Annotated in this window: 25 protein-coding genes; 8 read left to right on the forward strand and 17 right to left on the reverse strand. The window is 38.5% G+C overall.

The window, feature by feature from the left end:
• The first annotated feature begins 191 nt into the window (after positions 1 to 191).
• Complete coding sequence (locus ACKVEV_RS15455) at positions 192 to 1,274, forward strand: type III polyketide synthase (RefSeq protein WP_409367234.1); 1,083 nt, start codon at positions 192 to 194, stop codon at positions 1,272 to 1,274.
• Between the two features lies 1 nt (position 1,275).
• A complete protein-coding gene (locus tag ACKVEV_RS15460; RefSeq protein ID WP_409367235.1) occupies positions 1,276 to 1,818 on the forward strand; it encodes an isoprenylcysteine carboxyl methyltransferase family protein in 543 nt (180 codons plus the stop codon).
• A 135-nt stretch (positions 1,819 to 1,953) separates the two neighbouring features.
• Here the strand turns inward: ACKVEV_RS15460 and ACKVEV_RS15465 are convergent, their stop codons facing one another.
• A complete protein-coding gene (locus tag ACKVEV_RS15465; protein ID WP_409367236.1) occupies positions 1,954 to 3,147 on the reverse strand; it encodes a GTP-binding protein in 1,194 nt (397 codons plus the stop codon).
• 169 nt (positions 3,148 to 3,316) lie between these two features.
• Between ACKVEV_RS15465 and rpmG the strand changes: the two genes are divergently transcribed.
• Positions 3,317 to 3,466 (forward strand): 50S ribosomal protein L33, encoded by a 150-nt coding sequence (gene rpmG, locus ACKVEV_RS15470; protein ID WP_409367237.1) that lies wholly within the window; start codon positions 3,317 to 3,319, stop codon positions 3,464 to 3,466.
• A 110-nt stretch (positions 3,467 to 3,576) separates the two neighbouring features.
• On the opposite strand, the gene ACKVEV_RS15475 is transcribed toward rpmG, so the two are convergent.
• From ACKVEV_RS15475 to ACKVEV_RS15490, 4 genes are all read right to left on the reverse strand, one after another.
• Positions 3,577 to 4,368, reverse strand: coding sequence for a hypothetical protein (locus ACKVEV_RS15475; protein WP_409367238.1), 792 nt, complete (start codon positions 4,366 to 4,368; stop codon positions 3,577 to 3,579).
• A 15-nt stretch (positions 4,369 to 4,383) separates the two neighbouring features.
• Entirely contained in the window at positions 4,384 to 4,686 is a 303-nt protein-coding gene (locus tag ACKVEV_RS15480; protein WP_409367239.1) for a hypothetical protein, read from the reverse strand.
• Positions 4,679 to 5,254 carry a hypothetical protein gene (locus ACKVEV_RS15485; protein WP_409367240.1) on the reverse strand — a complete coding sequence of 192 codons (576 nt, stop codon included), beginning with the start codon at positions 5,252 to 5,254 and terminating at the stop codon, positions 4,679 to 4,681. The genes ACKVEV_RS15480 and ACKVEV_RS15485 overlap by 8 nt, the downstream gene beginning before the upstream one ends.
• A gap of 97 nt (positions 5,255 to 5,351) precedes the next feature.
• Positions 5,352 to 5,987, reverse strand: a complete 636-nt coding sequence (locus ACKVEV_RS15490; RefSeq protein ID WP_409367241.1) for a hypothetical protein — start codon at positions 5,985 to 5,987, stop codon at positions 5,352 to 5,354.
• 224 nt (positions 5,988 to 6,211) lie between these two features.
• On the opposite strand from ACKVEV_RS15490, the gene ACKVEV_RS15495 reads away from it, so the two are divergent.
• On the forward strand, positions 6,212 to 7,273 hold the full coding sequence (locus tag ACKVEV_RS15495; RefSeq protein ID WP_409367242.1) for a hypothetical protein: 1,062 nt from the start codon (positions 6,212 to 6,214) through the stop codon (positions 7,271 to 7,273).
• A gap of 311 nt (positions 7,274 to 7,584) precedes the next feature.
• A complete protein-coding gene (locus tag ACKVEV_RS15500; protein ID WP_409367243.1) occupies positions 7,585 to 8,226 on the forward strand; it encodes an exosporium glycoprotein BclB-related protein in 642 nt (213 codons plus the stop codon).
• A gap of 66 nt (positions 8,227 to 8,292) precedes the next feature.
• On the opposite strand, the gene ACKVEV_RS15505 is transcribed toward ACKVEV_RS15500, so the two are convergent.
• The 6 genes from ACKVEV_RS15505 to ACKVEV_RS15530 all read right to left on the reverse strand — a co-directional run bounded on the left by ACKVEV_RS15505 (position 8,293) and on the right by ACKVEV_RS15530 (position 12,220).
• Positions 8,293 to 8,805: a YfiT family bacillithiol transferase gene (locus tag ACKVEV_RS15505; protein ID WP_409367244.1), complete on the reverse strand. Its 513-nt coding sequence runs from the start codon at positions 8,803 to 8,805 to the stop codon at positions 8,293 to 8,295.
• A 168-nt stretch (positions 8,806 to 8,973) separates the two neighbouring features.
• A complete protein-coding gene (locus ACKVEV_RS15510) occupies positions 8,974 to 9,615 on the reverse strand; it encodes a hypothetical protein (protein WP_409367245.1) in 642 nt (213 codons plus the stop codon).
• 6 nt (positions 9,616 to 9,621) lie between these two features.
• Positions 9,622 to 10,089, reverse strand: coding sequence for a GNAT family N-acetyltransferase (locus ACKVEV_RS15515; RefSeq protein ID WP_409367246.1), 468 nt, complete (start codon positions 10,087 to 10,089; stop codon positions 9,622 to 9,624).
• Between the two features lie 115 nt (positions 10,090 to 10,204).
• Positions 10,205 to 10,681, reverse strand: coding sequence for a DinB family protein (locus tag ACKVEV_RS15520; protein ID WP_409367247.1), 477 nt, complete (start codon positions 10,679 to 10,681; stop codon positions 10,205 to 10,207).
• Between the two features lie 18 nt (positions 10,682 to 10,699).
• Positions 10,700 to 11,272 (reverse strand): nucleotidyltransferase family protein, encoded by a 573-nt coding sequence (locus tag ACKVEV_RS15525; protein ID WP_409367248.1) that lies wholly within the window; start codon positions 11,270 to 11,272, stop codon positions 10,700 to 10,702.
• A gap of 75 nt (positions 11,273 to 11,347) precedes the next feature.
• Positions 11,348 to 12,220, reverse strand: coding sequence for an alpha/beta fold hydrolase (locus ACKVEV_RS15530; RefSeq protein WP_409367249.1), 873 nt, complete (start codon positions 12,218 to 12,220; stop codon positions 11,348 to 11,350).
• A 93-nt stretch (positions 12,221 to 12,313) separates the two neighbouring features.
• Here ACKVEV_RS15530 and ACKVEV_RS15535 point away from each other — a divergent pair, with 93 nt between their 5' ends.
• Both ACKVEV_RS15535 and ACKVEV_RS15540 read left to right on the forward strand, forming a co-directional pair.
• Entirely contained in the window at positions 12,314 to 12,769 is a 456-nt protein-coding gene (locus tag ACKVEV_RS15535; protein WP_409367250.1) for a GNAT family N-acetyltransferase, read from the forward strand.
• 24 nt (positions 12,770 to 12,793) lie between these two features.
• Positions 12,794 to 13,588 (forward strand): sulfite exporter TauE/SafE family protein, encoded by a 795-nt coding sequence (locus tag ACKVEV_RS15540; RefSeq protein WP_409367251.1) that lies wholly within the window; start codon positions 12,794 to 12,796, stop codon positions 13,586 to 13,588.
• A gap of 7 nt (positions 13,589 to 13,595) precedes the next feature.
• Here ACKVEV_RS15540 and ACKVEV_RS15545 read toward each other — a convergent pair whose 3' ends face one another.
• Entirely contained in the window at positions 13,596 to 13,955 is a 360-nt protein-coding gene (locus ACKVEV_RS15545; RefSeq protein WP_409367252.1) for a YybH family protein, read from the reverse strand.
• A gap of 149 nt (positions 13,956 to 14,104) precedes the next feature.
• Positions 14,105 to 15,064, reverse strand: coding sequence for a proline dehydrogenase family protein (locus ACKVEV_RS15550; protein WP_409367253.1), 960 nt, complete (start codon positions 15,062 to 15,064; stop codon positions 14,105 to 14,107).
• A gap of 114 nt (positions 15,065 to 15,178) precedes the next feature.
• Here ACKVEV_RS15550 and ACKVEV_RS15555 point away from each other — a divergent pair, with 114 nt between their 5' ends.
• Positions 15,179 to 16,573: a PLP-dependent aminotransferase family protein gene (locus ACKVEV_RS15555; protein WP_409367254.1), complete on the forward strand. Its 1,395-nt coding sequence runs from the start codon at positions 15,179 to 15,181 to the stop codon at positions 16,571 to 16,573.
• Positions 16,574 to 16,685: 112 nt separating this feature from the next.
• Here the strand turns inward: ACKVEV_RS15555 and ACKVEV_RS15560 are convergent, their stop codons facing one another.
• From ACKVEV_RS15560 to ACKVEV_RS15575, 4 genes are all read right to left on the reverse strand, one after another.
• Entirely contained in the window at positions 16,686 to 17,477 is a 792-nt protein-coding gene (locus tag ACKVEV_RS15560; protein ID WP_409367255.1) for a hypothetical protein, read from the reverse strand.
• Between the two features lie 106 nt (positions 17,478 to 17,583).
• Positions 17,584 to 19,215 carry a ribosomal protection-like ABC-F family protein gene (gene abc-f / locus ACKVEV_RS15565; RefSeq protein WP_409367256.1) on the reverse strand — a complete coding sequence of 544 codons (1,632 nt, stop codon included), beginning with the start codon at positions 19,213 to 19,215 and terminating at the stop codon, positions 17,584 to 17,586.
• Between the two features lie 414 nt (positions 19,216 to 19,629).
• Positions 19,630 to 20,193: a transporter gene (locus ACKVEV_RS15570; protein WP_409367257.1), complete on the reverse strand. Its 564-nt coding sequence runs from the start codon at positions 20,191 to 20,193 to the stop codon at positions 19,630 to 19,632.
• Between the two features lie 92 nt (positions 20,194 to 20,285).
• Positions 20,286 to 20,795, reverse strand: coding sequence for a DNA-deoxyinosine glycosylase (locus tag ACKVEV_RS15575; RefSeq protein ID WP_409367258.1), 510 nt, complete (start codon positions 20,793 to 20,795; stop codon positions 20,286 to 20,288).
• Positions 20,796 to 20,857: the final 62 nt, after the last annotated feature.

The following is a 20,857-nucleotide window of genomic DNA, read 5'->3' on the forward strand; positions in this document are numbered from 1 at the left end:
TGAAATTGAACAAACCGAATTGCAGTTCGTTAAAAACGGCTCTATTCATCATAATCACATCACCTACTCTCGCTTTAGTTATTACCAATATATATAAATTATTCTAAAATGTCAAACTTATATTGAAGCATGTCTACCGTTCCTTTGAGCATACAATGAACAAGACCACTATTTTCAAAGGAGTTGTTGAATTGTCAAAAATCCTTTCCATTAGCACATATCAACCACCATATACATTGCAGCAGGCAAACGCTGAGGCTTTAACGAAGGAGCTTTTTTATGAAAAGATCCCAAAGTTAGAGCGGTATTTAAAAGTATTTGATAATGGCGGTATCGACACTCGCCATTTTTGCGTACCTGCTGAGTGGCATCGCCATGAGCATACTTTTGAAGAGCGCAACAATCTATATATAGAGATAGCAACACAATATAGCGTTGAAGTAATTCAAGCTTGTTTACAAAACGAAGCATTTTTAGCAGCCCCTATTTCGCCACAGGATATTGATGCAATTATTTTCGTCAGTAGTACAGGCATCTCTACACCAAGTATTGATGCTCGTGTTATGAATCAACTTCCATTTTCAGATAGGCTAAAGCGCATTCCGCTATGGGGGTTAGGCTGTGCAGGTGGCGCTGCTGGTGTAAGTCGTGCTTATGATTTTTGCAAAGCGCATCCGCAAGCAAAGGTACTCGTTGTATGTGTTGAACTTTGCAGCTTGACCTTTCAGCAAAATGATTTTTCTAAAAGTAATTTGATAGGTGCTTCCCTATTTGCTGATGGAGCAGCCTGCATACTTGTTTGTGGAGACGATGTAGCGATACCAACAAAAAAAGTCACGCCTTCCATTGTGACAACAGGCTCTAAGTGGATGCCTGATTCGGAAAATGTTATGGGCTGGAATATAAAAAATAACGGGCTTCATGTCGTTTTTCAAAAAAGTATTCCATCCATTATTACCACTTGGCTCGGTCCTTTTATTGAGCAATTTTTACTTGAACAACAGCTTTACAGTGAACAGCTCGATCACTTTATTGCCCATCCTGGGGGAAAAAAAGTGTTAAAAGCCTACGAGGATACTTTATATCTTGCTGAACAAAAAACCGACATTTCTCGGGAAATATTGCGCACCCACGGTAATATGTCCTCGCCTACGGTATTGTATGTACTTGAGCAGTTTATGTTAAACGAAGGTCAAGTAGATGATAATGGCTTACTTGTCGCCCTCGGTCCCGGTTTCTGTGCAGAAGCTGTATTACTTAAATGGAGGGAGTAACATGCTTTTTTACACGATTTTAATTCTCGTTATTGTACAAAGGTTAACAGAAGTTTTAATAGCGAAACGTCATGAAAAATGGATGCTTGCTAAAGGTGCTTATGAAGTTGGCGCCTCCCATTATTCATATATGGTAGCTATGCATGTTAGTTTTTTTCTATTTTTAATAGTGGAAGTCGTTTCAAACAAAAACGGTCCATCGCCCTTATTCCCGTTATTTTTCATCTTGTTCCTTCTAGTGCAAGCTTTACGTATTTGGTGTATACGATCATTAGGTCCATTTTGGAATACGAAAATATTAATTTTGCCCGATGCACAAGTTGTGCGCAAAGGACCCTATACATTTATGCGCCATCCAAATTATGCCGTCGTTAGTTTAGAAATTCTACTACTGCCTATTATGTTTCAAGCCTACCTCACAGCATTTTGCTTTACACTGTTAAACATCACAATGCTTTCTGTGCGCATTCCAATAGAGGAAAAGGCATTACGTGATGCAACCAACTATAATCATGTATTTAAAAAGGATCTACCACAAAAGTAGTGTGGTAGATTCCGTTTGTCTAACGTTTCCTTCCATGAGCAAATCCTATGTGCTAGACGACTCCCGTTACGATTTGCTCAATTTTCGGAGGACGTGGCTTAAGCCTCCTCCTCTGACAAGCGAAACGTAGCCTCTTTACCTCCACTCCCACTGGAAAGGGTCCTCTAAATGATCCCAAGGCTCCGCAAACTCATTCGCTGTCAAAAGACATGCATCAAGCCCTTTAATAATTTCTTCTTTATCTAAGTCTATACCTATTATCACTAGCTGTGTCATACGATCACCGAATTCTTCATCCCAATCGTCCAATACCTCTGGGCTTTGCACAAAGACCTCCTGTTGTTGCGCTGTAGGTAATGCTGCCACCCAATACGAAATCGGTTCAATTTTCGCAGACGAACCTGCCTGTGATAATAATAATGCCACTTCCTGATGTTTTGCACTCCAAATAATGCCCTTTGCTCGCACAATGGTTGTTGGCATATGATCACACCACTCTACAAAACGCATCGGATGGAAAGGTAGTTTGCGCTTATACGTGAATGAAGCAATACCATACTCCTCTGTCTCAGGTGTATGGTTTTCATGCCCGAGTTCTAATTCTTTTAGCCATCCTGCTGATTCCGATACGCGCTCAAAATCAAATCTTCCTGTATTTAAAATGGCACTTGGTTCGATGACACCATTTATTGTGCGAATAAGCTCTGCCTCAGGCTGTAACGCACGCAATATCCGTTCTAATCGTTCAAGTTCATCTTCCTTCACTAGATCACACTTGTTCAGTATTAAAACATCACAAAATTCTATCTGATCAATCAATAAATCTGCCACATCACGTTCATCTAAATCACCAATTGCCTCCTTACGCTCTAGCAAACTTTCCCCTGACTGAAAATCATGCCAAAAGCGATTGGCATCCACTACAGTTACCATCGTATCGAGTTGACAAAACTTTGTTAAATCAATGCCAAGTTCCTCATCTAAATAACTGAACGTTTGCGCCACAGGTATCGGTTCACTAATTCCTGTCGACTCAATTAAAATATAATCAATATTCCCTAGCTTGACGAGACGCTCTACTTCTTGCAGTAAATCTTCACGTAGTGTGCAACAAATACAGCCATTAGAGAGTTCTACGAATTTTTCCTCTGTTCGAGAAATACCACTTCCATTGGCAATTAACTCTGCATCGATATTAATTTCACTCATATCATTGACAATAACGGCTACACGCATATTTTTCTCATTTTGTAGAACATGATTCATTATCGTTGTTTTACCAGAACCTAAATAACCACTTAATACTGTCACCGGAATTTTATTCGTCATATGACAACCTCCTCAAATCGTAATGATTACTATTTACAATTTGTAATTTAATCATAGAATTTTTGAAAATGCAATGCTAAACATTTTGTCTAGCAAAACATTGACATTTAAGTGTAAAGATAATATTATACAAAGCGTAATCATTACGATTTAAAAGGAGTCGATAAAAATGCGTATTCAAATTACATTAGCCTGTACCGAGACAGGTGATAAAAACTACATTACAACAAAAAACAAACGAAATAATCCCGAAAGATTAGAGTTAAAAAAATATTCGCCACGTTTAAAGCGCGTGACATTACACCGCGAAACAAAATAAAAAAGAATGAAAAATGCGGTTAATCCTACTTGTTGTTGAAAATTACGGCATCGCAAAAAGTGCTAGATTGACGGTAGTCAAACTAGCACTTTCCCTCATAACATCTGGGCTTATATCGATTTATCCCCACTAATTTCTAGTGCAAGTTGTGTTAATTGTTGCTCTAAGTCGTCAAGTATACGTATTTTGATATCTAGTTGCTCCTCAAAATCAATGGATTGAGCAAGTATTTTTTGAATCTTAGCATCTACAAGTGCCATCGCATTGACACTATTTTCATCACTCGATAAAGCCGTGTTTTCACGCTTGATTGTTGCTAATTCAACGGATAGTCTAGTTATTTCATTGTTTCTTTCTGCTAATTCTTTCACTAAGTAGTCGTGTACATTGTTATCAGCATGATGTTGAATGACTTCAAGTATCGCAGTCATTTTTTCATTCGTTTCTTTTGTATACGTATTTAGCTGATTTTCTAGATTTTCTAAAATACGCTTGTCATGGGTCACCAAATCTCTTTTCAGCGTTACCAACTCATCATAAGTAGCCTGATTTGTTTGTAGTAATCGTTTATTATCGACACGTAAATGCTCTATTTTCTTTAGCAATGCATCTATTGAGGATATATGCTTTTTCCGCTGATTTTCTTTGCGCTGTAATTCCTCAGCATAAGCTTTTGCATTCCTTTCAACGGTCCTTTTCCACTTCAACCGATCCATAGAAAGTTCTTTATTGCGCTTCGACAATTGGACATTTTCCCGCTCTAGTCTAAGTACGAGTGAATAATAATCGCTATCTCTTAGTCTATTAATTTCATTTTTATATTTAGCTAATTCCGCTCTTAAAAATATAATCATTTGCTGAAGCTGTATAGGATCAGTATTTTTAATGCTTTGATTATCCACGGTAGTACCCCCCTATCACGATAAGCTTTTCAAATAATCTATTATATCCTCGAATTGCACTTTATTTTCCTCTAACAAATTATCAAGTTCTTTTACAACATTCGTTCGAGTCTGCACATCTACTTTCTGTTCTGCTACCTTTTTATCCCCTGATAACAAGGAACCAAGCAATAGCTGCAACGTATTTTTTTCGAGAAAAGCAAAACTATTATCTTCCCCCTTTCGTATATCTGAGCCATTCATAAGCTGATTTTTCATACATTGACGCACGATCTGCTCTAAATCTAACTCTAATTTTTGTTGTTCTATTTCACTCATCTTGACCCTCCTGTACAACGCTAATGCCGTTGAGATTAATAGGATTAAGCACCAAGACACCTTCCTGTAGCTCATCGCAATATGTAAAACCCGTTATCGTACCAGCATATGATAAATTATGGGACCATTTAATTTGAAAATTCGTAAATGAAATCGTCTCATTTGGCTCAATGGTTGTTTTGCCTATCGGTTTAAGCCAAAATTCCGTATTGTTCGACGTATCATGGATTCGCTCCCAGCTACCTGCTGTTTTTAAATTTTGACTAAAATGCTCATACACATATCTTCCTGAGAAGGAAAATGGGGAATCTTCAGGTAGTTTAATACACAAATAAGGATTTGTTACCGGTTGATTGCCGATATTGCGGATATGATAAGAGCCCAAGCATAAGCTCTCCTGTTCTGAATCGTAAGAAATATTAAATGATGTCGTAAAATAACTAACGATACTGACATTTTTTTGAACATTCAATTCATCCACAAGCTTTTTTATTTCACGCACATAAAACGTTGTTTGCTCTTTAAGGTCCTTTATTCTTTGTTCGACCGCATCTTGATGATTACTCATAATTAGTGCCCTCCTGCCTATATAATGAAGTAAACAAAAAAAAGAGAGGATAATCCTCTCTTAATGTTATGACTGTTGTATATAGGTTAGACCATTATTAAACCGTTGGGAAAATAACGGAACATTGCTTCGGACGAACTGTTGATGGACATGAGAATGGTAAATCCGCTCTTGGTTCGCAGTAATTTGCTAAGAATTCCACAGTCACTGGGAATGTAGACTGAATACTTTGACATACCGCTACTGTAATTGTTAACGCAGAAAACGTAATTGTTCCAGTACCAGCAGTAAGCGTACCTGTTGTGCACACGAAGCAATCTAAATCTGTATAAAGGATTTCTACATCAGTTCCTTTAGGTGCACATAATGTAACTTGCTCACAACGAGAAACTGGGATCTCACTGCTTGTGAACATTGTTCCATTAGGTAAAGTAACAATAATCGTCAGAATAAAATTCTTTTGAATATTTAAGTGTTGCAGACAAACTGTTGATCCATCAATTGAGAATTGGCGATTCTCACGACTTAGAATCACAATTGGGTTTGTTGCAGCTGGCGTTACTCTACATGTAACAGTTGCACCTGTTAAAACTGTCGTCGGCGTTAAACCCGGGAAAGTAATGGCACCTGTTGGGGAAATATCGAATGACATTTCTTTTACAATCCAGTCATATACCTTATCGACATTTATACAAATCAATTCGCGCGCCTGGGATGGCATATTATCTTGCATCCTTTTGACACCTCCATAAGTTTTTTATCTTTCGTTTGTAGCATATGTTTTTTTAGCGTTAAGTGCATGGGCTAACAAATAATTTGTCATGATAAATATTCAACAGACAAACATGTCATCTAACTATAGGAACACTTTTTGCCCCCTACGTATATTCGATTGTTTTGTAACAGAAAGAGAAGTTTGTTAATAAAATATTAATGGAATGAAAGGGGTGAAATGCAATGGATGATTCAAAGTTATACTCCACTCAAGACATTGAAAAATTAAAAGAAAAAATCGATACCTATAGAGAAACACTTACTACATTAAAAATGGGTACTTCCATCGAAGATTACTTATTTATAAAAAATGAATTTGAGGAACTTAAAAGACAAATTGCCCATTTAGAAGGTCTAACTGAAACGCTAGATGGTAAACAAAGTATGCAAATTAAAGAATATGAGGGCCAAGTAAAGCAACTTTCGATTCAAATTGAAACGCTCAATCAAGCCATTGAGGAAATGAATCATGAAATTTTAGCTATATTAAATAAATTAACTACCTTTGAAAGTAATGAACAAGCAGACAATATGCCAACGACCGCTGATGAAAGTTCAATAAAAAATATAACCCCTCCTTCAAAGAAATTTTTACAGGAAATAGTGCAAAATGCTGGACAGTCACCATTACCTACTACTGAACCAACATATAAATTCCTACAAAATTTGGCTGGTAAAGCCACTAATATGAACAATGGAACACCTTTTACTCCTAACGATAAACCTGTACAAAAACAAGAAGAACGCCATTTTAATCAACATTATTTTCAATCCATCAATACGCATCCAAGTCAAATTTATAACGGTTTATATAGAAATAACACAGCAGAACCAACTTTTCATTTTAAAAATGCTGCGGACACACAAGGAATCCCTGTTAGCGTATTGGAAACGAATAGTTTAACAGCACCAACCGCCAATGATGTGACGCTATCACAACCACCTTCTCCTATAGCGGGGGAATTGGAAAAAATTGAATCCTCTTCTTCTCTCGTCACTGACTTGGACAATACTGAATCTTCATCTACAGTTCATATAACGGAGGATACTCTGCCAGAACCATCTCCTATCACAGAAGCAAGGGAAGACATTGAACTCGTACTAGAAGAAAGTATTACCCAAATAGCAACTCTTGAGGAGTTCAGCAAGCAAACGGAAGATATAACGATAAAAGAAGAACTAGAAGAGGAACCAAAAAAAGAAAAAAATTCTTTGTTCTTCAATTTATTTCGCAGACGGACCTAGTTTGACACCCTTAGGAGAAAATCAATTTAACCATATGCTAGTTGCTAAGTCTATTCCTAAATAAAACCTGTCCAATAAGTGTTAAAAATACATATTGGACTTTTTTTACGTCCAACAATGTTAGATGATCTGCTTGCATATGGCTTTAAACTGGTATAAGACTTTTTCAAGTAGACGATAGACTATATTGACGTCTTTACAAGCTTTTGTTCTCTTTTATGATCCTTTCAAAAATAGCTTAATGTATAAAGATAATAGCCCTTCAACTCTTTTCTTCTATGAATAGAATAATGAAGAAAGGAGGTGTAAACATGTTCTTAAATGATCCTATGTCTAACAGTGGATGTGGTTGCGCATCTAGATCTGGTAATATGGACTGCCCAAATTTCGGCCCATTTATAGCGGTTGATGCAGCATGTATCAGTGTCACTCCACCTGCTGCTGCTACTGGTGGCTCCATTATTCCATTCTCTTCTGGGGTAACACCTGTTGCGTTAACTTCTCTAGTGACTGGACTAATCGCGACACCGTCCCTTATTGGATTCGGTACTGCAACTCCTGGTGTTACACTTGTTGGAGAAACACTTGATTTATCAGGCTTAGTTACTGAAGCATTTACAGTACCTCGTGCAGGTAATATTACAGGTCTATCCGCTTCATTCTCTGCTACGTTAGCTGTTACGCTTTTAGGCTCCACAACAGTAACTGCTACTGTATATCGTGCGCCAGCTGGCAGCACGACTTACACAGCGACGACTGCTACGGTTAACTTAGCTCCAGCATTTTCTGGTGTAATCGCTTTAGGTGCTACAGCATTCGGTTCAGGCAGTTTTGCACCAATCCCGGTTTCTGCTGGTGATAAACTATTAATGGTGTACTCTATTAGCACAACTGGTGTAACTGTTGCTCAAGTTCTTACGGGTACAGCAAGTGCTGGTATTACAATCGAATAAATTTAAAAACATGCATTGAACACAAAAAGGCGACTTCCCTCAAACGTGAGGAAAAGTCGCCTGTTTTTATTTTGCTAGCGCATGGTGAATATGAGCAAGGTGATGCTTGCCATGCCAAGCATACATAGCTAGTGCTTTTTCAAGCGTCATTAACCCGTTATCTGGATGTTGAAATGCCCTTTGCAATTGCTCATCCGTTAAGCTTGTCAGCAAATAAACCCAACGTTCATGTAAACTTTCAAGTAGCTTATAAGAAGTGGCAACCGGCATATCTGCATCCGGAAGCATTGCCCAATCCACTTCATTGTATGGCTTAATCGTCGGTGTATCTTCGGTTAAAGCAAGCTTAAAGCGAATAAAACTGTTCATATGACTATCTGCCAGATGATGGACGAGCTGTGTGACAGTCCAGCCATTCTCTCGGTAGGATTTCGCTAATGCTTGTTCACTTGCCCCATTTAATGCCTCCGCTAATTGCCTTGGCAATAGACGGACATCATCGATCCATTTCTGTACTTGCTGTGCAGTCACTACTTCTGGAAATTGAAATTGCCCAATCGGATATCGTAAATCGTTCATTTAGCGCTCCCCCATTTCTATTTGTAATTTCATTATACTACCAATTTAGAAGTTTATGTTGCTCTGGTTTTAATGGCGATTTCAGTTCATTTAGTGGCGATTTAGCCGGTTTTTGTGGCGATTAAGTTACTTTTAGTGGCGATTGCTCAACTTTTACTGGCGATAACCCTATCCCACAACAAATTCAACTAACGATTGCAATGGATGTGTAATCTCTATATCCAATTCCTTTGCAAATTGTTGCGCCGCCTCGACCATCGACAGCTGGGCAACAGCAATTGACCTGCCATCCCCCATTATTTCCCGGAAATATTGCAATATTGCATTGTTATATGCTCGCTTGTTCCCTTGCATAATAAGCTCAAATGTATTGTCTATAACCGTTGCCTGCACATTGATCGTTTTATGATGTAGCTTAGCATAATGGTAGAGTCTCTCCATCGTTCCATCGACTGTAGCGGGGTTTGTAAAAAGAATTATTTGTGGTTGCGAAACTTCACAAAGCGATTGAAAAAAAGGTTCATCTATTTTAATAATGGGTATGGAAAATGACAGCTCATCTTCTTTTAACAACGCAATATAATTTGTACAGGTAATTAATATTGCATCAACACCACAACTAGCGATCCACTCCAGTTGATCCTTCACTTTAAATGACAAATCCACATTAGCCGTTGCCACATGTTGAATTAGTCCTGGATCGACAAAGTGGACAAGCTCTATTTCCAAAAAGCTATTAAATGCCTGTTCTATGTAGTCAATATTGGAATGGTGTGCGTGCAAACAGCCTATCGTTTTCTTCAAATCCAAGTCCCCCTATAGCTCCTTTTCCATTGTGACGATAGGAAGAGAGAAGCCATTACGATTTTCTGCGATTGTTTCTTTCGTAATAACATACCCCAATGAACGGTATAACTCAATATTACGGGGCACGTTCATACGGACTTTACATTCGCTAAACCTTTTCCCCTGTGCACGCGCATAATTTTCAAGTTCAACAATTAAAGCCTTTGCCAACCCTCGGCCTTGCATTTCAGGTATTACAGACAATCGGAAAAAATAAATGCCCTCCTCACTCAGCGTAAATCGTACCATTGCCACAGGCTGGTCTTCTATATAACGAATAAATGCTTGCTCGTCATTATTCAACGCCTGTTCAATGGATTCAACTGTTTCACTTAACGCACTGGATGGTGGTGTTGCAGTTGCATATTCTTGAAAAGCTTGAAGCATTACATTATGCACGACTGGTGCATGATTACTATCTGCTAAAATAACTCCCATCTAAACCACACCCCTTTTGATTATAAATACATATTATTGAATTTATATACAAAAGTAAACTGCATTATCAAAGATAATACGGTTACTCAATTAATTTTTATACACAAAACATCAATCATATCCATTTCATCTCACCTATAACATTTTGCACTTGTAAAAAATGATGCTTATCATGTGCTATTAAACCGGAAAAATAACTGTACAACGTCAACTCAGAGCTTCCGATTCGGAAAGACTGTTGCCATCGGTCATCTGCTAAATCATCCAGAGTGCGCAATAATAAACGTCGGCGAGTTAGTAATGCCTGCAATATTTGCTCCTTACTTTGCTGCCGACTGCTACTTGCTGCTGCTGCATTCATCTGTTGTACATTCGGTCCCTTAGGTAATGGGTCTTCTGTAAATAGCAATGGCATACGCTCGTTTATAACAAAGTCATCCCAAGGAATGAAATGCCCAATTACCTCCGCCACTGTCCACTTCCCTTGCTGAATGGGCAAGCGCCACTGCTTGTCCGTCACAGATAAAAGTCGCTCTAACCACTGTATAGATTTTTCATAATGCATAAGTATTTGCTTTTTTTCTGGATGCAAATCTGTCAGCTCCTTTAGCTATAGCGAATTGACGAATACTAGTTTCGGCCAATTATTGTGCCACTGTTTAGTAGCCAATCTTTTAAGATAAACCTCATGCAATGGTGTATGTACATCAAAATAAGGTGTAGGTGCAACGTTGCCCGTCAGCAATGGCAAAATGCCATAAGGCGCGGCAATTTCCAGTACACCTTGTATCAGTCTTACACCAATCGCTGTCGGTATTTCTGGAAAATGCGCCATGCCATCAATGGAAGATTGATACGGCTCACTATCGTTTACAACATGCATTCTAGCTTGATTTTTCACAGACCACGGTTCATTTGGTAAAAGTTCTAGTAAACGCTGCTCATAGTGCTTCTCTTGTTGTTCCGAAATACGGTGCTTATCGAAGTAAATAACATCAATATCTCCTAATGGCGTTCTGTCGTTAAAATCATGCAAATAATCCCACACCTTTGAACGAATAAAGCCGGCACATACCCAGCAGTCAGGTAATTGTAGTTGCTCGACACAGCGTAAAATGTCCATCATCCATGTATCCGACTCAAGTAAAGTTAGTAAATCGTTTTCTGTAAGTAGCTGCTTCATATAAATTAAACTCCTATTATAATTGTTTACTAAAACCTGTACTTTTTCCGATAAACCCTTGCTGTTTGTAAACTTTTAGCTTTGATATCGTGTATGGCAGCGGTTCTGATGTGCATCTTCGACAGCCTCTTCTCCATTGTTATTTCCAAGCCATGCTCTTATTTTTTCTGCTACTTGCTCCGGTGCATCGCGAAAAATATCATGTCCCGCGTTTGGAATAGGATCAACATGAACATTTTTTACTTTTGTTTGGAAGACTTCAATACTTTTATTTCGCACATGTGTCAGGTCAGCAGGTGTTGTGGCGCTTAGCAATAGAATAGGACAATTTAAACCGCTAAGCATGCTACTAACGGGTTCAGCATCAAGACCTTTAATCAATGATTGTCCTGTAAACGGTGAAATGGCAAGTCTAATTTCGTCATCCAATTCTCTAACTTGTGCTCGTGATGCTGCTTCGAGTTGTGGTGACCAGCGGGAAAGCTCCTCTTTTTCCGATTGCAAAAATGCATCCCAAGATGGGAATCTCACATCATTGCAGAAATCAGCAATATTTTGTAGCTCTGTTTCTATTGTCATACCTAAATCTTGTGAACTTAAATAACCCCCATCCAATAAAACGAGTCCTTTTATGTGCGCTGGAAATGCAGCTGCATAATGTATTGCCAAATCAGCACCTAAAGAATGCCCAATAAGGTAAAATTCTTTGTTACCTAACTGCTTCGTAAGTATTTTTTCTAGCATTACAATGACATTAGACGGAAGATATGCTGTTGCTTCCGTTAATGGTGGTGCATAGCCATGCCCTGGCAAATCAAATGATACGATATGATATGCTGATAAATAATGTGCTAATTCACCAAATGCTAAGCCAGTACTACCGAGACCATGAAAAAAAACTAAAGTTGTCTGTTGGGTCTGCCCCCATTGATAGATTTGTTGCTGCAAAGTAAAAGCCTCCCCTAATTCCACTATTGTTTATAACATTTCCATTTATTACAATAATAACTATATATATTTATTTTTCAAAGGGGTGTAAGTATGAAAATTATTTCTGTACGCGAGGAGCCAAGCTATGCTGACTTGGCAACCCGTTATATTCAAAGTAAGTGGGCAAGTGAGGACAGTCTGATGGTTTATGAAGATTGCATTGCCCATTGCATTGCTGCACAGGCGCCGCTTCCGCAGTGGTATTTACTAATGAATGATGATGAAATTATAGGCTGTGCTGGTTTAGTAACGAATGATTTTATTAGTCGGATGGATTTGTATCCTTGGGTTTGTGCGGTGTATATCGAGGAAAGCCATCGTGGGCATGCATACGGCGCATTGCTATTAGAGCAAGCGAAAAAAGATGCAAAGCGTCATGGGTTTACACAGCTTTATCTTTGTACGGATCATATTGGCCTGTATGAGCGCTATGGCTTTTCACATATCGGCACCGGCTATCATCCATGGGGAGAAAGCTCTCGCATTTATGCGGCAAAGCTAGATTAAAAAGTTAATGGCTAAGGGCTACCTATGAAAAAAACTTTCATTGTGCTGTTGTCGCTTGTTATTTTTTTAGCTTTGATTTTCACGAAGATTCCACTAACGCTCGTTATTATTGGTGTTGTCGCTTCCTTTATCGGTACACTAGCGGGAGGGGGTGGGCTTATTACACTGCCAGCTATGATGCTTGTCGGGATTCCTATTCAAACAAGTATCGCGACGAATAAGTTTTCCTCCGGTATTGCTGCGCTATCTAGTGTTTTTTATCTTATTCACCATCGGGAGCTCCACCTAACTGCCATGCTAAAAAATATTGCCATTGCCATTATAGGTGGTATATGTGGCGCACTGTTAACAGCTTCTATGTCTGAAGCTGTAATGAACGGTATTGCCTGTATTCTTCTACTTTTTGCATTGCTCATAACGTTGAAAAAGACCGACTGGACGATTCACACCGAAGACCAACAGAGCCTTACTATCAAAGGGCTATTACAACCATTTCTTATTGCTGCTTATGATGGTGGCTTTGGTCCAGGGTCTTCCACGTTCAGCATTTTATATTACATCCGCAATCATGCCTCGTACATAAAGGCGGTACAGCTAACGAGAGTGCTCATATTCGGAAGCTGTACAGGTGCATTTCTTGTATTCTATCAAACAGGCTTTATCCAATGGCACTATGCCATCGCGATGGCGGTAGGCTCTATAATTGGTTCACAGCTCGGACTCATCGTCTTGCCAAAAGTGCCTTTAAAAATCGCCAAACGACTGCTAATTGGCATCATGTCATTGCTGCTTATTCAAGTTATGATAAAAATTTTATAAAGAATCTTTAGCTACTTAAATGCTCATGAATAAGCTTCCACTCATTATTCACTACAGTAAAAACATTCGTTGCTCTTCCGCTACCTGATACAAATAGGCCATTATGATACCCTTCGTAATGGTATGTATAAATACATGTAGCGGAGCTGGCATCAGCCGTAAGCCATTGAACATTTGTCGCACGATACAGCTCATCTTTTATAACATGCCATGCATGATTAAAATAAGCCTCTATCTCTTCTAACGTTGTGCATGTTTGATCCGTAAACCAATAAACCGCCTGTGGATGTAATAATGCTTTGACGTTGTTAAAGTCATGCGTATTTGTTGCTGCGATGTAACGCGTTAAAGCATGTTGATAGTCCATTTCCATCCCTCCTCTTTTTATTTAATATTAGCTAACTACATTGCATATCGAAACATTTCTTTAAAATGCTGGCTGTCTTGAAAGATAATAACGTGCGACTAAAATTAAAGCACATCCAACTAGTTAGCATATAGGAATAATTCGATTCCTCAATAACCTTCACTACTATCTTCTAATACTGTACTCAATATGTCCGCTAATGCTAAATATACATTCTCTGGATTTTCCGCAAGACGATGACACAAATATAAATACCAATCTTGACCGTATGGCAAATATACTTTACAGTTATATCCTTTCTCTTTTAAACTTTGAAGTAAATCTGGTCGAATACCATAAAGCATTTCTATTTCTACATTTGCTTGATGGAAATACTGTCGTTGTTCCATCACTTGTATAATGGATTCATCATGCGTAGCTATTGAAATTGGATGTTTCAATTTAATTAAGAGGTCCACATATTGAAGATAGCGACTATTCAATTCCTCTGATCTCTCAAAAGCGATAGTACTTGGCTCTTGAAATGCGCCTTTCACAATTCGTATCTTTCCTGGGTATTGAACAAGTTCCTGTATATCCAACTCAGTGCGGTATAAGTGCGCTTGTAATGTGATGCCGATATTATCGTACTGTGCTGCTATCATTTTATAAATAGTGAGAATATCGTCTGTCTTTGATGATTCTTCCATACTAACCATTAGTAGAATGTCATACTTATTTGCCTGCTGAACAAGCTGAAGTAAATGGTTATAGGCAACCTCCTTGTTTATAGACAAGCCAATATGTGATAAATCGAATGATACGGTTTGCTTCATAGATATTTTGCCCAATTCTTCAATTAACGCCATGAATTCTTTTGTAGCCTTTTGGCATTCCTCAAGAAGGACAGTATTTTCTCCTATAAACTCCAGTGAAAACCGATAGTCTTTAGAAGACATATTTTTGGCAATGGCGATGGCTTCCGTTCTTTCTTCCCCTGCTACATACCGTCTTGCAGCCTTCAATAATAGTGGATAAAGTTCATTCGATAGTAAAAATGCATCTTTCATTTGATGATTTCTAGCAGCCGATTTCAATGCTTGAATAACTAATTGTTCTGGCTTTTTCATTTTTTCATCTCCTGTTCATTATTTAAAATTACTGTATCATGGTAATATTGGTAAAAATAGAACCACTTATTATACTTTTTAACAGTACCAATTTTAAGAAGGAGAAAGATAAACATGCTGTGGATACCAATAAATAGAGCATTGGATATACCTTTAAATAAACAGGTTTATCAACAGATTCGTGAAAAAATTTTAAACGGAACGTTACAAGGTGGAGAAAGATTGGCATCCACACGTAAACTCTGTTCTGAATTAAATGTTTCTAGAAATGTGATATTAGAAGCATATGAGCAACTGGTGGCGGAAGGATTTTTAGTCTCTTATAAAGGTTCTGGTACATTTGTTGTCGATGGTGCATTATTAACACAATCTAGCAAAGTACCTTCTAAAAAAAGAACGGAAGAAAAAATTGAAGAACCGAAAAAAATTGATTTTCGTTCAGGCATACCCGCGTTAGATTTATTTCCACGTAAAACATGGGCGAAGTTATCTCATCATATATGGCATGATACGAATTCTACCCATTTTGGTTACGACCTACCCGAAGGCCGATACGAATTAAGGGAGGTATTAGCCAATTATTTATTACGAACAAGGGGGGTAGACTGTCATCCTAACCAAATTGTCATAACATCCGGTGCTACACAAGCATTAACAATTGTCGCTAGATTACTTTTATCTGCAAATGACACAGCTATTATGGAAGACCCTATTACAAATGATATTCAAACGATATTTAAATCTTCGGGGGCTACAATTCATTCAATACCTGTTGATCAATCTGGTATGCAAACATCCTTATTACCTCAAGATCAACAGCCAAAATTCGTCTTTATTACCCCTTCTCATCAGTTTCCATTAGGGGGTACTTTACCAATCCAACGTAGAATTCACTTAATCAATTATGCAAGGTACAAAGAATGTTATTTGGTCGAGGATGATTATGATAGTGAATTTAGGTATGAAGGTCCTCCCGTCAGTTCACTACAAGGATTAGACCCCCATCGTGTTCTTTACGTAGGATCTTTCAGTAAAATCCTCTCGCCCGCATTACGAATTGGCTATTTAGTTCTCCCAATAGAACTTGTTGATAAATGCCGTCAGCTGAAATGGTTTTCAGATTTACATACACCTTCGATAGATCAGTTAATTCTTGCTCGTTTTATTAAAGAGGGCTACTTAGAACGACATATAGCAAAAATGAAGAAATATTATAGGAACCATAGAGATTTCCTAATCGATTGTTTACAAACAACCTTTTCAAATAAAATAAAGATTTTAGGCTATTCCACAGGTCTGCACCTTATAGTAGAACTACAAAATATCGACTTCTCCAATGCGATGCTAGAGCAAATTGAACAGTTTGGTGTGAAAGTATATCCAGTAGAAGAACATGCCATTATGAAAGGCAATCATAACAATCGTATTATTTTAGGATTTGGGCATTTAAAAAAAGAGGACATCCAAGAAGGTGTGAGTCGATTATTTAGAGCAATTTTTAATAAGTAAAAAGGCTAGCTTATTTCCAATAGAATGCAGGGCAAAGTGGTTGGCTGATTACACACTTCTAAACATAAAAAATTCCCTGAGTGAATTGCCTCTCAGGGAATTTCTATTTTCCTTATTGATTAAAAGTAGCAGCAATGGCTAATGCTTGCATCGGGTCTTTTATCGAATCAAGTGTATAAACAAGCTTGCCGTCCTGCCAGACGATCAAGTTTCCTGATTGTTCAACGTCTAAATGCACTAGACCGTTTTCATGTGGAATCGGCAGCGTATGAGATTCTAAATATTCCACTGCTTGTTTTGCTAAGTCTACCCCAGCGGCTGAATTCTCAGTTCGGGTACGCGTAGCTAATGCCCATCTGCCTTCATTCCACCCAGTCCATAACGAACCAGCTCCAGCATCCTGATAACCAGTAAGATTGTGTCCAAGTGCTACTTGTTGCCCGCCGTTTTTACTATAGTCTTCATAAGCAATTTGTTTGCTTGCCTCATCTATACTGTCATATAACTTTACAGTAAGCTTGGCAATCGGAGTGGCTGCTGAAGCATCTTTTAGCTTTACATCATTGACAGGTATATAGTCTTTACTTTCTAAAAATAGTATTTCAGCCTGTTTATCTGTTGCTGTAGTCGTTGCTGTTAAAAAAGCCCCTTTTGTTAATGGAAGATTATTTGGTAAATCGATCGCTAAGTCTGTTCCTAGCTGCTCTTTTATCGTTTTCAATGCTTCTGCCTGTGTTACTGAAGAAACTGTGTCTTCCTGTTTTGTTCCAGAAGCACCCTCTTGGTTTTCAGTACCTTGCTGTTCTTGTTGTGGATGTTCTTGTTCAACTGTATTCGTATCTTTTTCAGAACATGCGGCAAGCATACTAACCATTAGTACACTTGTAAAAAGTAATTTTTTCATTAAGACACCTCTCTATTTGCTACTGACGTTTTAGCGCTATTGCTTGTGCTAGTCTTGTGCTGAATCTAATTTATTTTCCCCATTCTTCTCTCTGTTAAACGTCCATCTAGCGGAGTTCATTAATTTGCTTCGTCAAGTCGTTAAATTTACGATCGAGCATGGCGTAATCTTTATCTTTTGCCGTTAAAAAGCTAAGTTTGCCGAGTATTTCTTGTCTTTCATTTTCAAGCTTTAAGCGCAGTGCACTTGTATCATCAACTTGTGGCGGTGCGCTATCTCTCCATTTTTTCTCAATGCCTTGGTTTTTCAGCTCCCACACGCTGTTCGTTGTTTTTTCTAAAAAATAACGATCATGGGATACAACGAGCAAAGTACCTGTATACAGTTCTAATGTTTTCTCCAATTGTTCTCTTGATGGTAAATCAAGATGGTTTGTTGGCTCATCTAAAATGAGCACATTTTTTTCTTCTAATATATAAGCCATCAGCTTACATTTCACACGTTCTCCCATACTCATATTGCCAATAGGTGCTGTCCAATGGTTCGCCGTAAACCCTAAATGTTTCATCACATTGCGGACTTGACCTCTTTCCTCAAAAGTCTCCCTGTAAAAGTATTGCGCAGGCGTAAGCTCAAGCGGCAAATCAAAGACGTCCTGTGTTAAATAGCCGATAGTAGCAGCGGGTGAAATCCATATCTCCCCATCCGCTTTTTCTTGCCCGATTAGCACCTTTAATAAAGTAGTTTTCCCACTACCATTTGGACCTGTAATGGCAATCTTTTCACCGAATTTAATCGTCATCGTGAGCTCTTTAAATAACAGACGTTGCTCAAACGATTTTGTTACATGCTTACACTCTAAAAATCGTTTACCTACCCGCTTGTTTGTCTCTACAGAAAAGCGGACTTCCTCTTCTTGCTTAAGTTGCTCCACTTTATTTTTTGCTAGTTCCTTTTCCAAACGTTTTTTCTTTGATTTTACTTGTGCATCCATTTTTTTCGCCTTTACTCGATAATACTCCTTCACACCCTCTTGCTTCGTCGATTGCGCATGCGCCTTATGCGACCAAGACGAAAGTTCATTCATCTGTGCTTCAATCCGTTCAACGTTTTTTTGCTGTTTATCATAGGCACGTTGCTGAGCTAATCTTTGTTGCTCTCTTGCCACCATATAACTTGTGTAGTTTCCACTATGCTCTAACAGTTTGCTGTCTTCCAGTGACCATATTTTCGTAGCAACTTCATCTAAAAAATAACGGTCATGGGATACTACAATAATCGTACCTTCATATTTTTTAATTTGAGCAATCAGCAGTGCAGTACTTAATTCATCTAAGTGATTGGTCGGTTCATCCAACAATAATAACTGTGCATGTTGCGAAAAGCCTGTTGCTAGTCGTCTTTTCAGCTTTTCACCACCACTTAAAGCTGTAAACTCGGTATTTGGCACATGCCATTTAGCGAGTAGATCCGCTTCCTCCGCACTGACTTCCCAATTATCGATTGTTGCTTGCTCTTGTTCTACATAAGCTATTTTAATCTGCTGTAACGGCATGAGCTGTCCTGCTGTAGGTGTTAGTATGCCTTGAATTAGCTGTAATAATGTCGATTTCCCCGCGCCATTTTTCCCGATAATACCAATGACTTCACCTTGTTTTACCGTAGCTGTCACATTGTCAAAAATAACTGTGTCATTCACTTCATAGTGGACATTTTGTATTTTTATTAGTTCTCTCATAGTTATCCATTCCTCTCGATATAGAGGGACAAAAAAATCCCTCCAATTATTTTGGAAGGATTAGTCGCGAAAATATCATACCTAAAAAAGCCCAATGAAAGAACCATTTGAATGGCATTTTGAGTATGTGTTTAACAATAGCAGGCACTTCGCCTATTATCATTGCACTTTATGGAAAATGGGCAGACTAATCCTATTTTTGATTCATTGAAATATACATTTCATGTGCACAAAATAAGATTAGTTAATCATTAGCCACCCATCGTCCCTTCATCTTTAGTTACAGTAATTGTAACATTAAATGCAGAAAAACAGAATTTTTTAATAATCATTTTTTTGTCATCGGAACAATGTCGACTAAAATAACAAAGGATTCATCGTATACCATCGACGAATCCCTCGAAATAAGACGCTTTATCTAAAACATTCGAATGCAAGAATGTTTTCGCGCATAATTGTACTGAAACGCCAGCCAGATCGATTACTCCAGCGGAATCCTGCAATAAATTCCCTCCCGATAACCGTCGGGAAAAACCAAAAACTTCTGCCGCTTGTCGTCCATATAAACGTATTCCTAAATAAGCATCTTTGAATACCGTTTGAGCCACCGTGCCAAGCAGGCATAGCTGGCGAAAAACTTGGTGGTGCACTCATTGGCATTTGGCCAGCAGGTGGTTGACCCATATTTGGTGGTGGGCCAAAGTTAGGCGGCTGTCCCATATTTGGCGGTGGGCCGAAGTTAGGCGGCTGTCCCATATTTGGCGGTGGGCCAAAGTTAGGCGGCTGTCCCATATTTGGCGGTGGGCCGAAGTTAGGCGGCTGTCCTATATTTGGCGGTGGGCCAAAGTTAGGTGGTTGACCTATATTTGGCGGTGGGCCGAAGTTAGGCGGCTGTCCCATATTTGGTGGAAAATTAAAATTAGGTGGGCCAGGCAGTCTAAAGTTTCCCCCGAAATCACTATTTGGATAGTTATTCAATACATACTCCCCCTTTTACATAATTCAATATATGTAAAGGGGCGAAAGCCGGTTGAGCCATTGCCTACTTGTCAAATAACGTTAAAGTTTCCTTATGCTAAATAGGATTGCATTACTCGCCAATCCTCTAGCTTTTCATCAAAAGATTTAATATTTTTGCCAGGGATCGGGCTAGTTGAAGGCATCTTGTAATAATCACGTCCATCTAATACTGCAAAGCCAATATGCTTTTTAAACACTTCAAATGCCTTACCGCCATTAAAGAGCACAAGTTCAATATTTGGAAAATGGTGAAAGAGCGTTCGGAAATCATTCGGAATTTCATTTCGGATGGCGGCATCTAAACTACCCTTACGCTCACACGATTCAATTGTATCCCACAGACCGATATGATTTTTCTTTAACAACGCTATGCGCTGCTCATAATTTAAAGGAATCTCTTGCTTTAAAATATGCCCAATAATCGACCAGAAATGATTGCGCGGATTGCCATAATATTGTTGCTTCTCTAATGATAACTTTCCTGGCATCGAGCCGACGATCAGCACCTTTGTTGATGCATCGATTACAGGAGGCAGAATATTTCTCACTTCATCAGACATGGCTATCTCTCCTCTCATGTAAGTTACTATATATGATAAATATTTATGATAGACTATTTCCG

The sequence above is a fragment of the Lysinibacillus sp. 38-6 genome (assembly GCF_046245175.1).
GTDB lineage: Bacteria > Bacillota > Bacilli > Bacillales_A > Planococcaceae > Lysinibacillus.

What these genes read in the sequence shown, in the direction of transcription:
- ACKVEV_RS15460 (WP_409367235.1), top strand. Translation starts at nt 1,276, where the DNA reads ATGCTTTTTTACACGATTTTAATTCTCGTTATTGTACAAAGGTTAACA.
- ACKVEV_RS15465 (WP_409367236.1), bottom strand. Translation starts at nt 3,147, where the DNA reads ATGACGAATAAAATTCCGGTGACAGTATTAAGTGGTTATTTAGGTTCT.
- rpmG (WP_409367237.1), top strand. Translation starts at nt 3,317, where the DNA reads ATGCGTATTCAAATTACATTAGCCTGTACCGAGACAGGTGATAAAAAC.
- ACKVEV_RS15480 (WP_409367239.1), bottom strand. Translation starts at nt 4,686, where the DNA reads ATGAGTGAAATAGAACAACAAAAATTAGAGTTAGATTTAGAGCAGATC.
- ACKVEV_RS15485 (WP_409367240.1), bottom strand. Translation starts at nt 5,254, where the DNA reads ATGAGTAATCATCAAGATGCGGTCGAACAAAGAATAAAGGACCTTAAA.
- ACKVEV_RS15490 (WP_409367241.1), bottom strand. Translation starts at nt 5,987, where the DNA reads ATGCAAGATAATATGCCATCCCAGGCGCGCGAATTGATTTGTATAAAT.
- ACKVEV_RS15495 (WP_409367242.1), top strand. Translation starts at nt 6,212, where the DNA reads ATGGATGATTCAAAGTTATACTCCACTCAAGACATTGAAAAATTAAAA.
- ACKVEV_RS15500 (WP_409367243.1), top strand. Translation starts at nt 7,585, where the DNA reads ATGTTCTTAAATGATCCTATGTCTAACAGTGGATGTGGTTGCGCATCT.
- ACKVEV_RS15505 (WP_409367244.1), bottom strand. Translation starts at nt 8,805, where the DNA reads ATGAACGATTTACGATATCCGATTGGGCAATTTCAATTTCCAGAAGTA.
- ACKVEV_RS15515 (WP_409367246.1), bottom strand. Translation starts at nt 10,089, where the DNA reads ATGGGAGTTATTTTAGCAGATAGTAATCATGCACCAGTCGTGCATAAT.
- ACKVEV_RS15525 (WP_409367248.1), bottom strand. Translation starts at nt 11,272, where the DNA reads ATGAAGCAGCTACTTACAGAAAACGATTTACTAACTTTACTTGAGTCG.
- ACKVEV_RS15535 (WP_409367250.1), top strand. Translation starts at nt 12,314, where the DNA reads ATGAAAATTATTTCTGTACGCGAGGAGCCAAGCTATGCTGACTTGGCA.
- ACKVEV_RS15540 (WP_409367251.1), top strand. Translation starts at nt 12,794, where the DNA reads ATGAAAAAAACTTTCATTGTGCTGTTGTCGCTTGTTATTTTTTTAGCT.
- ACKVEV_RS15545 (WP_409367252.1), bottom strand. Translation starts at nt 13,955, where the DNA reads ATGGACTATCAACATGCTTTAACGCGTTACATCGCAGCAACAAATACG.
- ACKVEV_RS15550 (WP_409367253.1), bottom strand. Translation starts at nt 15,064, where the DNA reads ATGAAAAAGCCAGAACAATTAGTTATTCAAGCATTGAAATCGGCTGCT.
- ACKVEV_RS15555 (WP_409367254.1), top strand. Translation starts at nt 15,179, where the DNA reads ATGCTGTGGATACCAATAAATAGAGCATTGGATATACCTTTAAATAAA.
- ACKVEV_RS15560 (WP_409367255.1), bottom strand. Translation starts at nt 17,477, where the DNA reads ATGAAAAAATTACTTTTTACAAGTGTACTAATGGTTAGTATGCTTGCC.
- abc-f (WP_409367256.1), bottom strand. Translation starts at nt 19,215, where the DNA reads ATGAGAGAACTAATAAAAATACAAAATGTCCACTATGAAGTGAATGAC.
- ACKVEV_RS15575 (WP_409367258.1), bottom strand. Translation starts at nt 20,795, where the DNA reads ATGTCTGATGAAGTGAGAAATATTCTGCCTCCTGTAATCGATGCATCA.